The 17,937-nt window shown below is 71.1% G+C and carries 17 protein-coding genes; 15 read left to right on the top strand and 2 right to left on the bottom strand.

Annotated features, from left to right (window positions below; all coding sequences use genetic code 11):
- Positions 1-145: 145 nt before the first annotated feature.
- The 10 genes from ribD to AB0M26_RS23805 all read left to right on the top strand — a co-directional run bounded on the left by ribD (position 146) and on the right by AB0M26_RS23805 (position 9,332).
- Positions 146-1,285: a bifunctional diaminohydroxyphosphoribosylaminopyrimidine deaminase/5-amino-6-(5-phosphoribosylamino)uracil reductase RibD gene (gene ribD, locus AB0M26_RS23850; RefSeq protein WP_365263850.1), complete on the top strand. Its 1,140-nt coding sequence runs from the start codon at positions 146-148 to the stop codon at positions 1,283-1,285.
- Between the two features lies 1 nt (position 1,286).
- Positions 1,287-1,934 (top strand): riboflavin synthase, encoded by a 648-nt coding sequence (locus AB0M26_RS23845; protein WP_365263849.1) that lies wholly within the window; start codon positions 1,287-1,289, stop codon positions 1,932-1,934.
- Complete coding sequence (locus AB0M26_RS23840; protein ID WP_365263848.1) at positions 1,931-2,578, top strand: nicotinamide mononucleotide transporter family protein; 648 nt, start codon at positions 1,931-1,933, stop codon at positions 2,576-2,578. Before AB0M26_RS23845 ends, AB0M26_RS23840 begins: the two co-directional genes overlap by 4 nt.
- On the top strand, positions 2,575-4,008 hold the full coding sequence (gene ribA / locus AB0M26_RS23835) for a GTP cyclohydrolase II (protein ID WP_365263847.1): 1,434 nt from the start codon (positions 2,575-2,577) through the stop codon (positions 4,006-4,008). Before AB0M26_RS23840 ends, ribA begins: the two co-directional genes overlap by 4 nt.
- A 101-nt stretch (positions 4,009-4,109) precedes the next feature.
- Positions 4,110-4,595, top strand: a complete 486-nt coding sequence (gene ribH, locus AB0M26_RS23830) for a 6,7-dimethyl-8-ribityllumazine synthase (RefSeq protein ID WP_365263846.1) — start codon at positions 4,110-4,112, stop codon at positions 4,593-4,595.
- Positions 4,596-4,730: 135 nt separating this feature from the next.
- The gene (locus AB0M26_RS23825; protein WP_360854301.1) at positions 4,731-5,003 is read left to right on the top strand and encodes a phosphoribosyl-ATP diphosphatase; all 273 of its coding nucleotides are present in this window, start codon (positions 4,731-4,733) and stop codon (positions 5,001-5,003) included.
- Positions 5,004-5,078: 75 nt separating this feature from the next.
- Positions 5,079-5,927: an ATP phosphoribosyltransferase gene (gene hisG / locus AB0M26_RS23820; RefSeq protein ID WP_365263845.1), complete on the top strand. Its 849-nt coding sequence runs from the start codon at positions 5,079-5,081 to the stop codon at positions 5,925-5,927.
- 141 nt (positions 5,928-6,068) lie between these two features.
- Positions 6,069-6,476 carry a PH domain-containing protein gene (locus AB0M26_RS23815; RefSeq protein WP_365263870.1) on the top strand — a complete coding sequence of 136 codons (408 nt, stop codon included), beginning with the start codon at positions 6,069-6,071 and terminating at the stop codon, positions 6,474-6,476.
- A gap of 232 nt (positions 6,477-6,708) precedes the next feature.
- The gene (locus AB0M26_RS23810) at positions 6,709-8,220 is read left to right on the top strand and encodes a hemolysin family protein (RefSeq protein WP_365263844.1); all 1,512 of its coding nucleotides are present in this window, start codon (positions 6,709-6,711) and stop codon (positions 8,218-8,220) included.
- Complete coding sequence (locus tag AB0M26_RS23805; protein WP_365263843.1) at positions 8,217-9,332, top strand: hemolysin family protein; 1,116 nt, start codon at positions 8,217-8,219, stop codon at positions 9,330-9,332. Before AB0M26_RS23810 ends, AB0M26_RS23805 begins: the two co-directional genes overlap by 4 nt.
- 41 nt (positions 9,333-9,373) lie before the next feature.
- Here the strand turns inward: AB0M26_RS23805 and AB0M26_RS23800 are convergent, their stop codons facing one another.
- Together AB0M26_RS23800 and AB0M26_RS23795 are read right to left on the bottom strand one after the other, a co-directional pair.
- Complete coding sequence (locus AB0M26_RS23800) at positions 9,374-11,272, bottom strand: AAA family ATPase (protein WP_365263842.1); 1,899 nt, start codon at positions 11,270-11,272, stop codon at positions 9,374-9,376.
- A 488-nt stretch (positions 11,273-11,760) separates the two neighbouring features.
- Entirely contained in the window at positions 11,761-12,303 is a 543-nt protein-coding gene (locus AB0M26_RS23795) for a hypothetical protein (protein ID WP_365263869.1), read from the bottom strand.
- Positions 12,304-12,575: 272 nt separating this feature from the next.
- Here AB0M26_RS23795 and AB0M26_RS23790 point away from each other — a divergent pair, with 272 nt between their 5' ends.
- The 5 genes from AB0M26_RS23790 (at position 12,576) to AB0M26_RS23770 (ending at position 17,889) form a co-directional block, all read left to right on the top strand.
- Positions 12,576-13,997 carry a peptidase C39 family protein gene (locus AB0M26_RS23790; protein ID WP_365263841.1) on the top strand — a complete coding sequence of 474 codons (1,422 nt, stop codon included), beginning with the start codon at positions 12,576-12,578 and terminating at the stop codon, positions 13,995-13,997.
- A 313-nt stretch (positions 13,998-14,310) separates the two neighbouring features.
- Positions 14,311-15,138 (top strand): SigB/SigF/SigG family RNA polymerase sigma factor, encoded by an 828-nt coding sequence (locus AB0M26_RS23785; protein WP_365263840.1) that lies wholly within the window; start codon positions 14,311-14,313, stop codon positions 15,136-15,138.
- A gap of 86 nt (positions 15,139-15,224) precedes the next feature.
- Positions 15,225-15,797, top strand: a complete 573-nt coding sequence (locus tag AB0M26_RS23780) for a TetR/AcrR family transcriptional regulator (RefSeq protein ID WP_365263839.1) — start codon at positions 15,225-15,227, stop codon at positions 15,795-15,797.
- A 152-nt stretch (positions 15,798-15,949) separates the two neighbouring features.
- Positions 15,950-17,131, top strand: coding sequence for an acyl-CoA dehydrogenase family protein (locus AB0M26_RS23775; protein WP_365263838.1), 1,182 nt, complete (start codon positions 15,950-15,952; stop codon positions 17,129-17,131).
- Entirely contained in the window at positions 17,131-17,889 is a 759-nt protein-coding gene (locus tag AB0M26_RS23770; protein WP_365263837.1) for an SDR family NAD(P)-dependent oxidoreductase, read from the top strand. Before AB0M26_RS23775 ends, AB0M26_RS23770 begins: the two co-directional genes overlap by 1 nt.
- Positions 17,890-17,937 lie beyond the last annotated feature (48 nt).

Genomic DNA, 17,937 nt, shown 5'->3' with positions numbered 1-17,937 from the left:
AAGCACCGGTGCGCCGCCGTCCCGGCGGCCCGTCCGCGATCCGCAGATGGTCCGTACGAATCGGCCTCGGCGCCCCTGTTGCTCTGTTCCGCATCTGTCATCTCGACAGCCCCGGAGTCCGTGCCCGAAGAGGCAGGAGGACCCGGTGGCCACCTCAGCGGCCGAAGCCGACGCGATGCGCCGTGCCATCGCACTCGCCGCGCGCGGTCTCGGATCCACCAGCCCCAATCCCGTCGTCGGGTGCGTGATCCTCGACGCCTCGGGGGAGACGGCCGGGGCCGGCTGGCACCGCCGCGCCGGCGGGCCGCACGCCGAGATCGAGGCGCTCCGCGAGGCGGGGGAGCGGGCCCGCGGCGGGACCGCGGTCGTGACCCTCGAGCCCTGCAACCACACCGGTCGTACGGGCCCCTGCACCCAGGCCCTCATCGACGCGGGGGTCGTACGCGTCGTCCATGCCGTGTCCGATCCCAATCCTGCCGCCACGGGCGGTGCCGCCACGCTCGCCGCAGCCGGGGTGGACGTCGAGAGCGGCCTGCTCGCGGAGGAGGCCGAGGCGGGCAACATCGCCTGGCTCACTTCCGTACGGCGCGGCCGCCCCTTCGTGCTGTGGAAGTACGCCGCCACGCTCGACGGCCGTGTCGCCGCGGCCGACGGCACCAGCCGCTGGATCACCTCGCCCGAGTCCCGCGCCGATGTCCACCGGCTGCGCGCCCAGGCGGACGCCGTGGTCGTCGGCTCGGGAACCGCCCGCACCGACGACCCCCAACTGGGCGCCCGCGTCCGTGAGTCGGGCCTGCTGGACTCCGAGGTCACACAGCCGCTGCGCGTCGTGGTCGACAGCAACGCCGGGGTCGTCAAGCCCGGTGCCCGAGTCCTGGACGGTACGGCTCCGACGCTCATCGCCGTCGCCGAGGACGCGGACGCGTCGCACCTGGAAGGCCTGGCCCCCGTCGTGCGGCTGCCCCGCGCCCCCCTCGGCCGTCGCGGTCTGAGCATCCCCGCCCTCCTTACGGCCCTCCAGGAGCGCGATGTCCGCTCCGTGCTGCTGGAGGGCGGGCCAACGCTGGCCGGAGCCTTCGTCGCCGCGGGCGCGGTCGACCAGGTCGTCGCCTATCTCGCGCCCACCCTGCTCGGTGCCGGGGCCGCGGCCCTGGCCGACGCCGGAATCACCACCATCGCGCAGGCGTTGCGGCTCGAGGTGACCGACACCGTCCGTCTGGGCCCCGACCTGCGCATCATCGCCGTACCCGCCCCCATCACCGCACCATCTCCCGAGGAGAGCTGACGTGTTCACCGGAATCGTCGAAGAACTGGGCGAGGTCGTCGCCGTGGAGGACCTCGGAGACGCCGCCCGCTTCCGGCTGCGCGGCCCCGTCGTCACCGAGGAGGCCCGGCACGGCGACTCGATCGCCGTCAACGGCGTCTGCCTCACCGTCGTCGACGTCCGGAACGGCGAGTTCGCCGCCGATGTGATGGCCGAGACCCTGAGCCGCTCCAGCCTCGGCGCCCTCGCCCCCGGCTCGCGCGTCAACCTCGAACGCCCGATGGCTCTCGGCGGGCGCCTGGGCGGCCATCTCGTCCAGGGGCACGTCGACGGCACCGGCACGGTCCTCGACCGCAAGAGCGCGGAGAACTGGGAGATCGTCACGGTCTCGCTGCCGGAGCACCTGACCCGGTACGTGGTGGAGAAGGGCTCCATCACTGTCGACGGCATCAGCCTCACGGTCGTCGACGCGGGCCCCGACTTCTTCACCGTCAGCCTGATCCCGACGACGCTCGCGCTCACCACCCTCGGCAGCAAGCAGCCCGGGGACCCGGTCAACCTCGAGGTCGACGTCATCGCCAAGTACGTCGAGCGGATGCTCGCCGCGGGGGCGGTGGGCGCCGCGGCCGCCGCACAGCCGGGCCGTACGGAGTCGGAGGGCGTCAAGTGAGCGCTCTCGACTGGCTGAACGGCCAGGCTTTCGACATCTTCGGCCAGCGGGTGATCCGGTCGGACATGATCGGCAACACCATGGGCCTGATCGCCCTCGGGCTCGGCTGGCGCCGGTCCATATGGACCTGGCCCGCCCAGCTCCTGGCCGGAGTCGTCCTCGTCGCCGCCTATGCCTCCGCCCAGCTCAGCGGCGGCGTCGGCAAGCAGCTGCTCGTCATCGGCGTCGCGGTCTGGGGCTGGTACCAGTGGCGTCGCGGCCACCGCGACCAGGACGGGGAGATCGCCGTACGGTTCGCCACCCGGCGCGAGCGCGGCATCCTCGCCGGTGGAACGGCGGCGGGCACCTTGGCCGTCGGCGGCCTGTTCACCGCCGTACCCGAACTGTCCTGGAACCCCTGGCCCGACGCCTACATCTTCGTCGGCACTCTCGCCGCGATGGTCGCGCAGGCGCGCGGCCTCGTGGAGTTCTGGTTCGCCTGGATCCTGGTCGACCTCGTCGGCGTCCCGCTCGCCTTCAGCAGCGGCCTCGCCTTCTCCGGTCTCGTCTACGTCGTGTACCTCGTTCTCGTCCTGTGGGGCATGCGCGACTGGTGGCTGCGCACGCGAAGTCCCGGGCCCGCCTTGGAAGGAGCAGCGGCATGACCGCACTGCAGAGTTGGTACGGCGGCATGGAGGGCGAGGAGGACGAGCTGAGGCTCGACCCCGTCGGCCGTGCGATCGCCGAGATCGCCGCCGGGCGGCCCGTGGTCGTCGTGGACGACGAGAACCGCGAGAACGAGGGCGACCTCATCATCGCGGCCGAGATGGCCACCCCCGAAATCGTCGCCTTCATGATGACCGAGTGCCGCGGGCTGATCTGCGCCCCCATGGAGGGAACGGAACTCGACCGCCTCGAGCTGCCCCAGATGGTCGAGGACAACACCGAGTCCATGCGGACGGCCTTCACCGTTTCCGTCGACGCGTCCGCCGCGCACGGCGTCAGCACCGGTATCTCCGCCGCCGACCGGGCCACGACCCTCCGTCTGCTGGCCGAAGGGACCAGCACGGCGGGCGACTTCGTGCGCCCGGGCCACGTCTTCCCGCTGCGCGCGCGGCCCGGCGGCGTGCTCGAACGCAACGGCCACACCGAGGCAGGTGTCGACCTCGCGCGCCTGGCGGGCCTGCGCCCGGCCGCCGCGATCGTCGAGATCGCGGCCGAGGACGGCACGATGATGCGGCTGCCCGAGCTGATCCCCTTCGCGCGCAAGCACGGCCTGGCGATCATCTCCATCGAGGACCTCATTGCGTACCGCAAGGGCGCCGAGCCCACGGACCGGCCCGAAGCGGTGACGGGCGTCCTGCCGGAAGCGGTGACGGGTGTCCTGCCGAAGACCGAAGTTCTGCCCGAAGCGGAGACCGAAGTTCTGCCCGATGGGGAGACCGAAGTTCTGCCCGGCGCCGAGACCTTCGTCCGGCGTGAGGCCGAGACACGACTGCCCACGGCATTCGGCGACTTCCGGGCGTACGGCTACCGCTCCACGGCCGACGGCGTCGAGCACATCGCCCTCGTCCAGGGCGAGATCGGCGATGGCGAGGAGGTCCTGGTCCGGGTCCACTCCGAATGCCTCACCGGCGACATCTTCGGCTCGCTGCGCTGCGACTGCGGCCCGCAGCTCCAGGCGTCCCTGGCCCGGATCACCGAGGACGGCCGGGGCGTGGTCATCTATCTGCGCGGGCACGAGGGCCGCGGCATCGGCCTGCTGTCCAAGCTGCGCGCGTACGAGTTGCAGGAGCGCGGCCGGGACACCCTTGACGCCAACCTCGAACTCGGGCTGCCCGCCGACGCGCGCGACTACGCCGCCGGCGCCCGGATGCTGACCGACCTCGGGGTGCGCAGCCTGCGCCTGATGACCAACAACCCGGAGAAGAGCGAGGCATTGGTACGCCACGGCCTGCGGGTCATCGGACGTGAGCCCATGCCCGTCCAGGCGGGCGAGCACAACCTCCGCTATCTGCGAACCAAGCGGGACCGGATGGGACACGAGCTGCCCTGGCTGGACGGCGAGCAGCTCTCGGCCTGCGGCAACCAGTAGGGCCGTTGCGGCGGACGGGCCCGCGAGATCCGAACGCCGGGCAGCGACGGCAACCACAACCACCACAGCAACAAACAGCACCGGATCCACCGAGGAGAGACGTGAGCGGCAAGGGCGCCCCAGAACTGACCGTGAAGAACTGCCGGGACCTCCGGGTCGCGGTGATCGCGGCCCAGTGGCACGAGAAGGTGATGGACGGCCTCGTCCACGGCGCCCTGCGCAAGCTGCACGGGCTGGGCATCGACGAGCCGACCCTGCTGCGCGTCCCGGGCAGCTTCGAACTGCCGGTCGTGGCCAAGGTACTCGCCGGCCGCGGCTACGACGCGATCGTGGCGCTGGGCGTCGTCATCCGCGGCGGCACCCCGCACTTCGAATACGTCTGCCAGGGCGTCACCCAGGGCCTGACCCAGGTCACGGTCGACACCGGAGTGCCCGTCGGGTTCGGTGTGCTGACCTGCGACACCGAGGAGCAGGCGCTCGACCGGGCGGGTCTGCAGGGCTCGTCGGAGGACAAGGGCGACGAGGCGGTCACGGCCGCCGTGGCCACCGCCGCCCTGCTGCGGTCGGTGTCCGAGCCCTGGCGGTGACCGGGCGGTGGCCCGCCCTGGCCGTGGCCGGGCGGTGGCCCTGGCCGTGACCGGGCCGTGGCCCTGGCGGTGACCGGCCCGGACCGGGCGCCCGGGCGAAGAGCGCGCCGCCCGACACCGTAGGCTAGGGCCACCATGGCGAACAAGACTTTCGAGGAGCTCTTCGCCGAGCTCCAGCACAAGGCCGCCACCGGCGACCCCAGCACGTCCCGCACCGCCGAGCTGGTCGGGAAGGGCGTGCACACCATCGGGAAGAAGGTCGTCGAGGAGGCCGCCGAGGTGTGGATGGCCGCCGAGTACGAGGGGGCCGACCGTACCGCCGAGGAGATCTCCCAGCTCCTGTACCACCTTCAGGTGATGATGGTCGCCCGGGGCATCTCCCTGGACGACGTATACGCTCACCTTTGAGCCTTTCCCGCGCCCTCGGCCCTCCGGCGGCCGGCGTCGGTTTCACCCGCACCCAGACGAAGGAAGAGCAACCCCATGCTGCGCATCGCCGTCCCCAACAAGGGTTCATTGTCCGACCCTGCGTCGGCGATGCTGCATGAGGCCGGCTACAAGCAGCGCAAGGATCGCCGCGAACTGGTCCTCGTCGACGCCGAGAACGAGGTGGAGTTCTTCTTCCTCCGTCCCCGTGACATCGCCGTCTACGTCGGTTCCGGCCGGCTCGACATCGGCATCACCGGCCGCGATCTGCTGCTGGACTCCGGCGCGGAGGCCGAGGAGATCATGCAGCTCGGCTTCGCCGGCTCCACCTTCCGCTACGCGACCCGACCCGGCACGGCGAAGGACGTGAAGGACTTCGGCGGCATGACCGTCGCGACCTCCTTCGCCGGGCTGGTCACCCGCCACCTCGCCGAGAACGGCGTCGACGCCTCGGTCGTCCGCCTGGACGGTGCGGTGGAGACCGCCATCCAGCTCGGCGTCGCCGAGATCATCGCCGATGTCGTCGAGACGGGTACGACGCTGCGCAATGCGGGCCTGGAGATCATCAGCGAGCCGATCCTGAGGTCCGAGGCCGTCGTCATCCGGCGCACGGGCGAAGGCACCGAGGACCCCAAGATCCAGCAGTTCCTCCGCCGCATGCAGGGCGTTCTGGTGGCCCGGCGCTACGTGATGATGGACTACGACATCCGCGTGGAGCACGTCGAGCGGGCCGTCGCGCTCACCCCCGGCCTGGAGTCACCCACCGTCTCCCCGCTGCACCACGAAGGCTGGGTGGCCGTCCGCTCGATGGTCCCGTCCAAGGACGCCCAGCGGATCATGGACGAGCTCTACGACCTGGGAGCCCGCGCCATCCTGACCACCGGCATTCACGCCTGCCGTCTCTGACAGCCCCGTGCGGGCCTCCGACAGCCACCACAGCCTCCGAACCGTCTTCGATCCGCCCCCGGATCCGGCCGAAACGTGACCACGACCGTGCCCCAGTCCGAGACCCCCGACCTCCCCGAACTGCCCGTCACCTTCCGGCCGATGCGCACCCGGGTCGTCCTGCTGACCGTTGGCGCCGCGCTGTTCGCCGTCCTCGTGGTGATCGCCGTGCTGCTGCCGACGCCGAGCCCCGGGGAGCGGCTGAGCTTCGTCCTCACCGGATTGCTGTTCTTCCTGGTCCTGCTGCTTCTCAGCCGTCCCAAGGTGGTGGCCGACTCCGGCGGTGTCACCGTGGTCAACCTCACGACCAGGCGTCGCCTCGAGTGGGCCGAGGTGCTGCGCGTGAACCTCCGCCCCGGCGATCCGTGGGTCCATCTCGACCTGGCCGACGGCACGAACCTGCCCGCGATGGGCATCCAGCCGGGCATCGCCAAGGAGCAGGCGGTGCGCGACGCCCGTACGCTCCGTGCCCTCGCCGAGGCGTACGGTACGGGGGAGTCCACGGTGTGAGACCCCTGCACCCGCCGACGGGGACCGCCCTCGGCAGGGTGTCTTCGCAGAGTTTTTCTCAATGATTACTCTTGTCGCGGCGGCGCGTAGTGCGCCGTCGCCCCGTACCGCGGAGCCCGCGCACAGCCCGTGCCCCGCAGGGGCACCTGCTCATCGAGGAGTGACACCCTCCGGCAATGGACGGATCGTCCTGTAGTACCTGCGCCGCCCCCTTCCACGAGGTGGCGGCAACATGACCACCTCCCTGCTCCTGCTCGGCGCAGCCCTGCTGCTGATCCTCGCCAACGGGTTCTTCGTGGCCGCCGAGTTCGGGCTCGTCACCGTCGAGCGCCCCGAGGCCGAGCGGGCCGCCGCCGACGGCGACCGCCGTGCCCGCACCGTGGTCACCGCACTGCGCGAACTCTCCTTCCAGCTCTCCGGCACCCAGCTCGGCATCACCATCACCTCCCTGGTGGTCGGCATGCTCGCCGAGCCCGCGCTGGCGCATCTGCTGGCCGGACCCTTCGCGGCCACCGGGCTCCCCGAGGGGGCGGTCCCCGGTGTGGCCGTGGTCGTCGGCATGCTCGCCGCGTCCGCCGTCCAGATGGTGGTCGGCGAACTCGTGCCCAAGAACTGGGCCGTCTCACGGCCGTTCCAGGTCGCCCGGTTCGTCGCCGGCCCCCAGCACGCCTTCTCCCGCTTCTTCCGCCCCGTCATCGCGTTGCTCAACGCCGTCGCGAACCGCATGGTGCGCGCGGTCGGCGTGGAGCCCACCGAGGAGCTGGCCTCGGCTCGTACGCCCGACGAACTGGTCTCCCTCGCCCGTCACTCCGCGCGGGCGGGCGCCCTGGAGGAGGACACCGCCGACCTCTTCGTGCGGACTCTCTCCCTGGGCGAGCTGACCGCCCAGCACGTCATGACGCCGCGGGTGCGGGTCAGCGCCCTGCAGGCCACCGCGACGGCCGAGGACGTCCTGAACCTCACCCGCGCCACCGGCCTGTCCCGCTTCCCCGTCTACCGGGACCGGTTGGACGAGGTCGTCGGAATGGTCCACCTCAAGGACGCGCTCGCCGTGCCCGCGCACGAGCGGCTTCGCACGCCCGTGGGCCGGGTCGCCGTACCGCCGCTGCTGGTCCCGGAGACCGTTCCCGTCCAGCCGCTGCTGGAGCAGTTGCGCAGCGAGCAGCCGATAGCCGTGGTCGTCGACGAGTACGGCGGTACGGCCGGGGTCGTGACCCTGGAGGACATCGTCGAGGAGCTCGTGGGCGAAGTACGGGACGAGCACGACGGCGACGATCTTCCGGAGCTGGCCTCGGCCCTCCCGGAGGACGGCCGTCCGGCCTGGGAGGCCGACGGAAGCTGCCGCGTCGACACCCTCCGCCGGATCGGGCTCGAGGCACCCGAGGGACCGTACGAGACGGTGGCCGGTCTGGTCGCCGATCTGCTCGGCCGCATCCCCGCGCCGGGCGACATCGCGGAACTGCCCGGTTGGCGGCTCCGGGTGCGAATGGTCGACCACCACAGGGCCGCACGGGTACGGATCGTCCGGCCGGACGGTACGAGGGCCCGGCAGGAGGGCACTGCGGGCACCCCCGATTCCACCAAGGCGTCCGAGAAGGCCAAGTCGCCCCGGAGCACCAAGGCCTCCGACGGCGCAAACGGCGCGCACGATGCCGCAATGGCCGGAGGCGCCAAGGCTCTGCTGCGGGAGGGCGCCGCGGAGCGGAAGGCCCGGCAGAACGGCACGAAGGCGGCGGCCCGATGAGCGCACTCCAACTCCTCTTCGCCATACTTCTGGTCCTGGGCAACGGCTTCTTCGTGGGGGCCGAGTTCGCCCTCGTCTCGGTGCGCCGCAGCCAGATCGAGCCGCTGGCGGCCGAAGGTTCCGCCCGTGCCCGTACCGTGCTGCACGGGCTGGAGAACCTGCCGCAGATGATGGCCGCCGCGCAGTTCGGCATCACCGTCTGCTCGCTGACGCTCGGTGCGGTCGCCGAGCCCACCGTCGCGCGACTGCTGGAGCCGGTCTTCCATGTCGCGCATGTGCCCGACGGGCTCATCCATCCGCTGGGGTACGCGATCGCGCTCGCCGTCGTGGTCTTCCTCCACCTGGTCGTCGGCGAGATGGTGCCGAAGAACCTCGCCATGGCGGTCCCGGAGAAGACCGCGATGTGGCTCGGGCCCGCGCTGGTCGGATTCGCCCGGCTCTGCCGCCCGGTGACCGCGTTCTTCGGTGCGTGCGCCAGGCTCGTCCTGAAACTGTTCCGGGTCGAGCCCAAGGACGAGCTGGAGGCCGCGTTCACCAGCGAGCAGCTGACGCATCTGCTGGAGGACTCCCGTCAGGCGGGCCTGCTCGAACCCGGAGAGCAGGAGCGTCTCGCCGACGCACTGGAGCTGGGCAGCCGTCCCGTCACCGAGGTCCTGCTCGACCGGGCCGGTCTCGTCACCGTCGATCCGACCGTGACGCCGCAGGAGGTCGAGGAGCTGACGGTGCGCACCGGCTACTCCCGCTTCCCCGTGGTCGCCGCGGGGGCCTTCATGGGCTATCTGCATGTGAAGGACGTCCTGGACCTGGAGGAGACGGACCGGGCGGTACCGCAGCAGGTGTGGCGGCCGATGGCCACGCTGCGGGCGGAACTCCCGCTCGACGACGCGCTGACCGTCATGCGCAGGGCGGCCAGCCACCTTGCGCAGGTGGCGGACTCCACAGGCCGGGTGCTGGGGCTCGTCGCCCTGGAGGACGTCCTGGAGATGCTGGTCGGTGAGGTCCGCGACCCGGCGCATCGCATGGTGGCGGTACGGCAGCGCAGGCCCGGAGGCGTACCCGTGGCGCAGCCCGAGCCGGCAGGCGAGCGGTCGCCGGTGGCGGCCGGGAAGTAGGGGCTCCACGGCCGGGCCGCCGCGTGAGGCGGCCCGGCCGGTCACATCAGCGGGTCCTGGGGGCCGCGGTCCCGCGGGCCTCGGCCCGAGAGGACCTCGCCGTACGCCTGCATCAGATCCGGCAGGCGGAGCGTCGCCAGGTCGTCCCTGCTGGGCGGGCCGCTGTAGCCGGACAGCCGCAGATCGCGGTACGCGCAGCTCTTCTCGTACAGCGTGCGCAGAAACCGGCCGTTGCCCAGCTCGTCGATCCAGCCCTGGTCCACCACGTGTCCGCTGATGCTGCGCAGTTCCTCGACGGCTTCCTCGTCCCAGCAGTCGCCGTTGTCCGCGGCCAGCACCTCGCCGATCTTCGTCAGTTCCAGCGGGCGGTAGCTGGGGAAGTCGACCCGGGTGGTGAAACGTGAGCCGAGGCCGGGGTTCGCGGCCAGCAGCCGGTCCATTCCCTCCGGGTAGCCGGCCAGAATCACCACCAGCCGGTCGCGGTTGTCCTCGGCCCGCTTCAGCAGTACCTGGAGGGCCTCGTCGCCGTATGCGTCGCCCTTGCTGTAGCCGGTGTTGGACAGGCTGTACGCCTCGTCCACGAACAGCACGCCGCCGAGCGCCGAGTCGATCAGCTCATTGGCCTTGACCGCGGTCTGCCCCAGGAACTCGCCGACGAGATCGGCACGCTGGGCCTCGACCAGATGGTCTCCGCCCAGCAGCCCCAGGGCGTAGAAGACCCGGCCGAGGATCCGCGCCACCGTCGTCTTCCCCGTGCCGGAGGGGCCCGAGAAGACGAAGTGGCGTTTCGGCGGCTGCACGGGCAGGCCCTGCGCCGCCCGGAGCCGCGCCATCCTCAGCTGTGCCGACAGCGCCCGCACCTGCCGCTTCACCGGTTCGAGGCCCACCATCCGCTCCAGCTCCGCGAGCGCCTGCTGCAGCAGCACGGCGTCGGCCGGCCCCGACGGCAGCGCCGGCTGCGAGGGCTGCACCGGGAAGACGGCCTTCTCCCGTACGGAACCGTCCGCGTCCACGGGGGCCGTGATGGGCACCGGCTCGTCCGGATCCGCCGGGAGGGTGGTCCTGCCGTCTCCCGGCCCGTCGGGGGAGAGGAGGTCGGGGTCGGCCGTGGCGTCGAGCGCGTCCTGGCCGATCCCGGCGATGGAGACGGCGGCCAGGCCACCCGCCTCGTCCAGGCCGTCGCCCTCGGAGATCGCGGCCAGCCGTGCCGCCGTGTCCATGAAGGCCGGATCGACGCGGTGGACGGCGCGGTAGAGCGGCAGGGCCGCGGCGCTGCGGCCGGTGCCCTCGTGCGCGCGGGCGAGCCAGTAGCGCAGCTCCTTGCGCTGCGGCTGCTCGCTGCGACAGCGCATCAGGGCGGCCGACAGCAGCGGTTCGGCCTGCCCGTACATCTCCAGCCGCACCCGTGCCATGCCGCCGAAGAGGCCGGCCTCGATGCCCAGCATCGGATCGTTGAGCAGCGGCTCGGTGTGGCGTACGAGCTGCTCCCAGTCCTTGACGAGATACGCGCGGCAGGCGTGCAGGAAGCGCACCTGCGGATCGGCGTCCACGGGCGGGCAGCCGGCGAGGGCACGGTCCAGCTCGGGCACGTGCCGGCCGTCGAGCCAGTGGGAGGCGTGCGCGAGCAGCAGATCCCGCGGGCTCTCCAGGACGGGCTGGACCCACCAGCCCAGCCAGTACCAGGAGTTGAGCGCCCGGCGGTGGCGTGCGCGCTGCTCGCCGAAACGGTCGCGGTGGCGGTTCATCCGCAGCAGCGCGGTCGTGGTGTCGACGCGCAGCGCGTGCAGGCCGAGCCATCCGTCCGCCATACCGGGGTCGAGCCGGACCGCGGTCCTGAATTCTTCCTCGGCCTGCGCGTAAGCGCCCATGGTGTAGGCGTCCACGGCCCGAACCCAGGCGAGATCGGCGGGGGCGTCCGAGCCCTGCGAGCCGATGTCCATCACGTCCCCCACAAACCGTGCCCCCGTGGTGTGCCGCCGGGCCTCTGCCGGGCGGCGGCTTGCCGAACCGCCGCACTGTGGACGGGAGTTGTGCTCCCGAAAGGCATCGTACCTGCGCCATCGCCGGCCGCCGAGGTGCGCCGCGCGACGATCGTCGAACCGGACTCTATCCGGTCGGACCGAAAGGCGGTACGGGCGTGCGCATCCCGCTTGTGACCGAGCGTGAGTGGGCCACCGCGCGGGGCGCCTGAATTGGGTGATCCTATGCGGATCCCGGAAGTGCGCCCGGGCAGAACGAAGCCCCCGATCACGGGGGAACAACCGGGGGCTTCGCATCTGCGGGCGGTCGTCGCAGACCGCTCATTGAGAACGTAAGACCTGTACGGCCGCCAGGTCAAGCCGAGTTGAGTCAGTCGCGGGGTGTCCCGGACACCTGTCCGGACGCCGCTGCCCGGGAGTTGTTCACGCTGTGTGAACGAACGGGTGGTTCACGCGGTCGCAGCAGGGCCCGGCAGCACCACGTATCCCTCGTTCCCCTGCCGTACCAGGGCATCGGCGTACGGGCGCGAGGGATCGGCGGCGAAATGCTTCCGCTCGGCGGCAGTCCATGCGTCCCAGAATCCGGTGAGACCGGGGCCGTCGCGCCGGCGCCCCCGTTCCCACGCCAGATGCTCGGGAACCTCCAGCCACAGCAGGCGGGCGAGATGCGGCCGCAGGGCGCGCCGGCCGCTCCCCACGCCCTCGACGACGACGAGCGGAGCGGGCGGCAGGACCTCGTGGCGGCTGAAGCGGCGCCGTACCCAGTCGTAGGTGCCGTAGCGGGCGGTGCGGCCGAGGGAGAGCGGGGTGAGAACCTGGTCGCGCAATCGGTCGGTCCAGGCGAACACCTCGTCGTGCGTCGCCAGGTCGTCCAGGTGGAGCACGGGGGCTCCGCCCGCGGCCCGTGACAGGTGCGCGGCGAGGGTGCTCTTGCCGGAGCCCGCATGCCCGTCGACGGCCACCAGCCGCACCGGCCCGCACGAGGGTTCCAGCGCCCGGAGGCTGCGGACGAGTGCGTCGAGCCCGCTCGGTCGGGCCGGGGCAGAGGGCTGAGCGGATGCGGATTGCGGCTGGTCCACGCGCTTCACCCTACGGGCCCCGCCCGTGCCCCGGGATGCGAGCCCCCTGGTCACTTCAGTGGTCTCGACCAATATTGGTCCCCTGGCACCCGGAGAGTCTCTGGCAGAAGCGCCGGATGACCGGAGATAGTTGAGCATCTGTCGTGCACCTGTCCCACTTGAAGACGACTGGGGGACCTTCTGTCATGACCAGACCCACCCCACGGCGAACCCTGCTGGCGGCCGCCCTGGCGGCGGCAGCGGCGGGCACCGTGCCCGCGTCGTCGGCGCACGCCGCCGAGACGGCCGCATGCGGCTCCGCTACGGACTCCGGTTCCGGAGGTTCCGGAGGATCCGGTCCCGCCCGAAGTCCTCGACCGGGAAAGGGGGTCGCTCGCGTGGACTACCGCGGCTGGACCACGTACAGCGACTGGCGCAGCGGCTCCGCCCGCGGCACCCGCGCCGAGGCCGGCCCCCGTCCCGGCCTCGTCATCGGGACCCCCGCCGGCCGCACGGACTACACCGACCCGCACACCGGCAAGAAGTCCTCATGGGAGTACGCAACCTGGACCGCCCCGGTCCACAGGCCCGAGGTGCCCGCGAGCGAACTGGTCGCCTCCTGGAACGCACGCACCCCGGCCGGAACCTGGCTTCAGGTCGAACTCCTCGGCGCCTACACCGACGGCAAGAAGACCCCGACGTATCTGCTCGGGCGATGGGCGGCGGGTGACCGCGACATCAGGCGCACCTCCGTCGACGACCAGACCGACGGGAAGAGCACGGTGTGGACCGACACCTTCTCGATCGACGACACCTCGAAGCCGCTGCGTCTGGCCTCGTACCGGCTGCGGCTGACCCTCTACCGCAAGCCGGGCACCGACCTGACGCCGATGGTCTGGCGCCTGGGCGCCATGGCCTCCGATATCCCGGACCGCTTCGAGGTGCCGGCATCGAAACCGGGGGAGGGCGCCGGACGGGAGCTGAAGGTCCCGCGCTACTCGCAGAACATCCACAAGGGGCAGTACCCGGAGTACGACAACGGCGGCGAGGCGTGGTGCAGCCCCACCTCCTCCCAGATGATCATCGAGTACTGGGGCCGCAAGCCCACCAAGGGCGACCTGGCCTGGGTCGACCCGGACTACGCCGACCCGCAGGTCTGCCACGCGGCCCGCTACACCTACGACTACCAGTACGAGGGGTGCGGGAACTGGCCGTTCAACGCCGCCTACGCCTCGACGTACAAGGACATGCAGGGGGTCGTCACCCGGCTCGGGTCCCTCAACGACCTGGAGAGGCTCATCGCCGCGGGAATTCCGGTGATAACGTCCCAGTCCTTCATCGAGTCCGAACTCGACGGCGCGGGATACGGCACGGCGGGGCATCTGATGTGCGTCGTCGGCTTCACGAAGAGCGGTGACGTCGTCGCCAACGACCCGGCGAGCGACAGCAATGCCGAGGTCCGCAACGTCTACAAGCGGCGCCAGTTCGAGAACATCTGGCTGAGGACGAAGCGCAAGGACGCGGAGGGCAAGGTCAAGAGCGGTACGGGAGGCGTCGCGTACCTGTACTGGCCGGCGCGTCCCACCGCGATCCAGAAGAGGGTACTCGCATCGCTCGGCATCGAGTGAGCATGCGCCTGAAGGTCGACTCGACGAACGGGCGGCAACTCCCGCTGCCAAGAAGGTGAGTTGACCGTAGCGGTCCACCATGACCTTGACATGGCTGTGGCCCATCCGACGGGGCACCTCGTGGATGGGCCACACCCTTGCAGGTGAGCGACTTTGGCCGGTTGCCTGTTTGTCGCCCTGTCTCAGGGGCAGGCGCATCAACGTGCTTCGGACCGTAGGCACTCCCGTGGGAGCGGTGTGTCTGCTCGGGTGTCCTCCGGCGCGGTCCTCGGAGCTCCTGCGGTCAACCGAACGCCGTTGATGGAGCTTGACGATGACGACCGTACGAGCACAGGCTGCAGCACCCCTCCGGGCCGAGCGCCCCTCCGCGAAACACCCGCATGACGACGCCCCCGACACCACCGCCGAGTTCGAGGAGATCTCGCATCTCCCCGACGGCCCGGAGAAGGAAGAACTGCGGCAGCAGGTCGTCCAGGCGTGGATACCGATGGCCGAGCGGCTGGCCCGGCAGTTCCGCAATCGTGGCGAGTCCCTGGAAGACCTCGAGCAGGTGGCCGCGCTCGGCCTGGTGAAGGCCGTGATCCGTTACGACCCGGCGCGCGGCGCGGCGTTCGAGAGCTTCGCCGTCCCGACCGTCGTCGGCGAGGTCAAGCGGCACTTCCGGGACCACATGTGGGGTCTGCACGTACCCCGCCGGGTCCAGGAGCTGCGCAACCGCGTACGCACCGCCCACCGCGAGCTCTCCCACTCACTCGACGGACGCGGACCCGGCGTCGAAGAACTGGCCGAGCACACCGGGCTGACCGAGGACGAGGTCCGTACGGGCCTTGAGGCGCTCGACAGTTTCTCCACGCTCTCGCTGGACGCACAGACGGCCGGCTCCGAGGACGGCTTCGCCCTGATGGACGTCCTCAGCGATCCGGAACCCGGTTACGACCGGATCGTCGACCGCGAATCGCTCAAGCCGAAGCTCGCGGTGCTGCCCGACCGCGAGCGGCAGATCCTCTACCTGCGCTTCTTCCGCGACATGACGCAGAGCCGGATAGCCGAGCGGATCGGCATCTCCCAGATGCACGTTTCCCGCATCATCAGCCGTACCTGTGCCTCGCTGCGCGACCAGGTGATGGCCGATGCCGGCTGACCCGCGTCGGCCGCCCGCGCCCCGGCCCCCGGCCGGAGGGGATACGCACCGTGGTTGCGTTCGGGGGCGCCGGTTACTCTGAGCCCATGCCGCCTGTACGCCGTACCGCCCGCCAGACCGATCTCCTGGAACGGCTGGTCGCGCTGCTGGCGGCCGAGGGGTTCGCCTCCTTCACGCTCGACGATCTCGCCGAGCGGCTGCGCTGTTCGAAGACCACGCTCTACCAGCTCGCCGGGAGCAAGCAGTCGCTCGTCCAGGAAGCGGTCAAACACTACTTCCGGACGGCCGCGGATGCCGTCGAGAAGCGGGTCGCCGACACGTCGGAGCCCTCGGAGCGCGTGGTGACCTATCTGAACGCGGTGGCCGAGCAACTCCGCCCGCTGTCACGGCAGTTCCTCGACGACATGGCCGCATCCGAGCCCGCGCGCGAGGTGTACGAGGCCAATACACGGCTTGCCGCCGAGCGGGTCCGCCAGTTGATCACCGAGGGCGTCGCGGTCGGTGCCTTCCGTGAGGTGCACGCCGCCTTCGCCGGCGAGGTCGTGGCCGCGACGATGCAGGAGATCCAGCGCGGCGAGGTGGCGGCCCGTACCGGACTGAGCGATTCGGCCGCCTACGCGGAGTTGGCGTCGCTCATCGTCCACGCCGTCTCCTCCTGACGGGCTGTCCGTCGGGACGCCCCGGGCCCACCGGCTACTGATCGCAAAACCGACCGACTCGAACGGGTGGCGGCGGATGTCGTCAGCAGCGCAAGCGTACCGAGACTGATACTGTCGTATCCAGCTCAGTATCATTTTCGTGGAGGGTCCGGATGCCTGCCACCCGCACGGTGCCCACTCAGGAAGCCGCCGATCTCATCTGCCTCACCCGTGAGCTCGCGGAGAAGGAGCTGCTGCCCCGCGTCGCCCGGGCAGAGGCCGACGAGGAGTTCCCGCGCGAGGTCTTCCGCACGCTCGGCCGCGCCGGACTGCTCGGCTTGCCGTACCCGGAGACCCACGGCGGCGGCGAGCAGCCGTACGAGGTCTATCTGCAGGTGCTCGAGGAGATCGCGGCTGTCTGGTCCAGCGTCGCCGTGGGCATCTCCGTCCACGCCCTCTCCTGCTTCGGCCTCGCCGCCTTCGGTACCGAGGAGCAGCAGGCCGAGTGGCTCCCCGACATGCTCGGCGGCGAACTCCTCGGCGCGTACTGCCTGTCCGAGCCGCACGCCGGCTCCGACGTGACCGCCATGCGCACGCGCGCCGTCCGGGACGGCGACGCCTATGTCCTCAACGGCGCCAAGGCGTGGACCACTCACGGCGGGCACGCCGACTTCTACAAGGTCATGGCCCGCACCTCCGATGACCGCAACCACGGCATCTCCTGCTTCCTCGTCCCCGCCGACACCCCGGGCCTGAGCGCCGACCCGCCCGAGCGGAAGATGGGGCTCACCGGTTCCGCCACAGCCACCCTGCGGCTGGACGACGTACGGGTCCCGGCCGACCGGCTGCTCGGCGAAGAGGGTCAGGGGCTGCAGATCGCGCTCGCGGGCCTGGACGCCGGCCGCCTCGGCATCGCGGCGGTCGCCACCGGCCTGGCCCAGGGGGCGCTGGACCACGCCGTCCGCTATGCCCACGACCGCGAGACCTTCGGCAAACCGATCATCGAGCACCAGGGCCTGGCGTTCGTGCTGGCCGACATGTCGGCCGCGGTCGAGTCGGCCCGGGCCACCACCCTCGCCGCCGCCCGGCTCAAGGACCGGAAGCTGCCTTACGGGCGAGAGGCGTCGATTGCGAAACTGGTGGCCACGGACAACGCCATGCGGGTCACCACGGATGCCGTTCAGGTGCTCGGCGGGTATGGATACACCCGTGACTTCCCGGTGGAGCGCTACATGCGCGAGGCCAAGGTCATGCAGATCTTCGAAGGAACGAACCAGATCCAGCGCATGGTGATCGGCCGTGCGCTGAACAGGGACACCCAGGGCGTCATCGCCGTACACGGCAAGGAGTACTGATGCAGCTCGACAACACCGCCGCGATCGTCACGGGCGGGGCCTCCGGCCTCGGCGGCGCGACCGCGCAGGCCCTGGCGAAGCAGGGAGTGGCGGTCTTCGTCCTCGACCTCCCGGCGAGCATCGAGAACGCCCCGGAGGTCGACCATGTGACGTACATCGGGACCGACGTCACCGACGGCGAGCAGGTACGGGCCGCGGTGGAGACCGCGGCGTCGAGCGGCGTCCCGCTGCGCACGGCCGTCAACTGCGCCGGCATCGGCCCCTCGATGCGCATCCTCGGCAAGAAGGGTGTGCACGACCTCGACTTCTACGCCAAGGTCGTCCAGGTCAACCTGATCGGGTCGTTCAACGTCCTGGCGCTTGCCTCCGAGGCCATCGCGCAGACCGAGGCCGACGAGCAAGGGCAGCGCGGAGTCATCATCAACACCGCCTCCATCGCCGCCTTCGACGGCCAGGTGGGCCAGGCCGCGTACGCCTCCTCCAAGGGCGGCATCGTCGGCCTGACCCTGCCCGCCGCGCGCGACCTCGCCCAATACGGGATCCGGGTGTGCACCATCGCCCCGGGAATCGTCGAGACCCCGATGCTCGCCACCGTCTCGGAGGAGTTCAGGGCCGGACTGGCCGCCGGTATCCCGTTCCCGCAGCGCCTCGGGCGGCCGGAGGAGTACGCCCAGCTCGCAATGTCGATCATCGCCCACGACTACCTCAACGGCGAGACGATCCGCATGGACGGCGCCCTGCGCATGGCACCTCGCTAGTGCCGCCCCGTCAAGTCTGCCCGGTGGCGAGGTGTCCAGGTGCGGTCG

Origin of the sequence: Streptomyces sp. NPDC051776 (assembly GCF_040681345.1) — a bacterium.
GTDB lineage: Bacteria > Actinomycetota > Actinomycetes > Streptomycetales > Streptomycetaceae > Streptomyces.
Note: the sequence above shows the minus strand (reverse complement) of the source record. Positions and strands in the feature narration are given on the sequence as shown.

What these genes read in the sequence shown, in the direction of transcription:
- AB0M26_RS23815 (WP_365263870.1), top strand. Translation starts at nt 6,069, where the DNA reads ATGCGCACCCGGGTCGTCCTGCTGACCGTTGGCGCCGCGCTGTTCGCC.
- AB0M26_RS23800 (WP_365263842.1), bottom strand. Translation starts at nt 11,272, where the DNA reads ATGGACATCGGCTCGCAGGGCTCGGACGCCCCCGCCGATCTCGCCTGG.
- AB0M26_RS23785 (WP_365263840.1), top strand. Translation starts at nt 14,311, where the DNA reads ATGACGACCGTACGAGCACAGGCTGCAGCACCCCTCCGGGCCGAGCGC.
- AB0M26_RS23825 (WP_360854301.1), top strand. Translation starts at nt 4,731, where the DNA reads ATGGCGAACAAGACTTTCGAGGAGCTCTTCGCCGAGCTCCAGCACAAG.
- AB0M26_RS23805 (WP_365263843.1), top strand. Translation starts at nt 8,217, where the DNA reads ATGAGCGCACTCCAACTCCTCTTCGCCATACTTCTGGTCCTGGGCAAC.
- AB0M26_RS23775 (WP_365263838.1), top strand. Translation starts at nt 15,950, where the DNA reads ATGCCTGCCACCCGCACGGTGCCCACTCAGGAAGCCGCCGATCTCATC.
- AB0M26_RS23810 (WP_365263844.1), top strand. Translation starts at nt 6,709, where the DNA reads ATGACCACCTCCCTGCTCCTGCTCGGCGCAGCCCTGCTGCTGATCCTC.
- AB0M26_RS23790 (WP_365263841.1), top strand. Translation starts at nt 12,576, where the DNA reads ATGACCAGACCCACCCCACGGCGAACCCTGCTGGCGGCCGCCCTGGCG.
- AB0M26_RS23780 (WP_365263839.1), top strand. Translation starts at nt 15,225, where the DNA reads ATGCCGCCTGTACGCCGTACCGCCCGCCAGACCGATCTCCTGGAACGG.
- ribA (WP_365263847.1), top strand. Translation starts at nt 2,575, where the DNA reads ATGACCGCACTGCAGAGTTGGTACGGCGGCATGGAGGGCGAGGAGGAC.
- AB0M26_RS23770 (WP_365263837.1), top strand. Translation starts at nt 17,131, where the DNA reads ATGCAGCTCGACAACACCGCCGCGATCGTCACGGGCGGGGCCTCCGGC.
- hisG (WP_365263845.1), top strand. Translation starts at nt 5,079, where the DNA reads ATGCTGCGCATCGCCGTCCCCAACAAGGGTTCATTGTCCGACCCTGCG.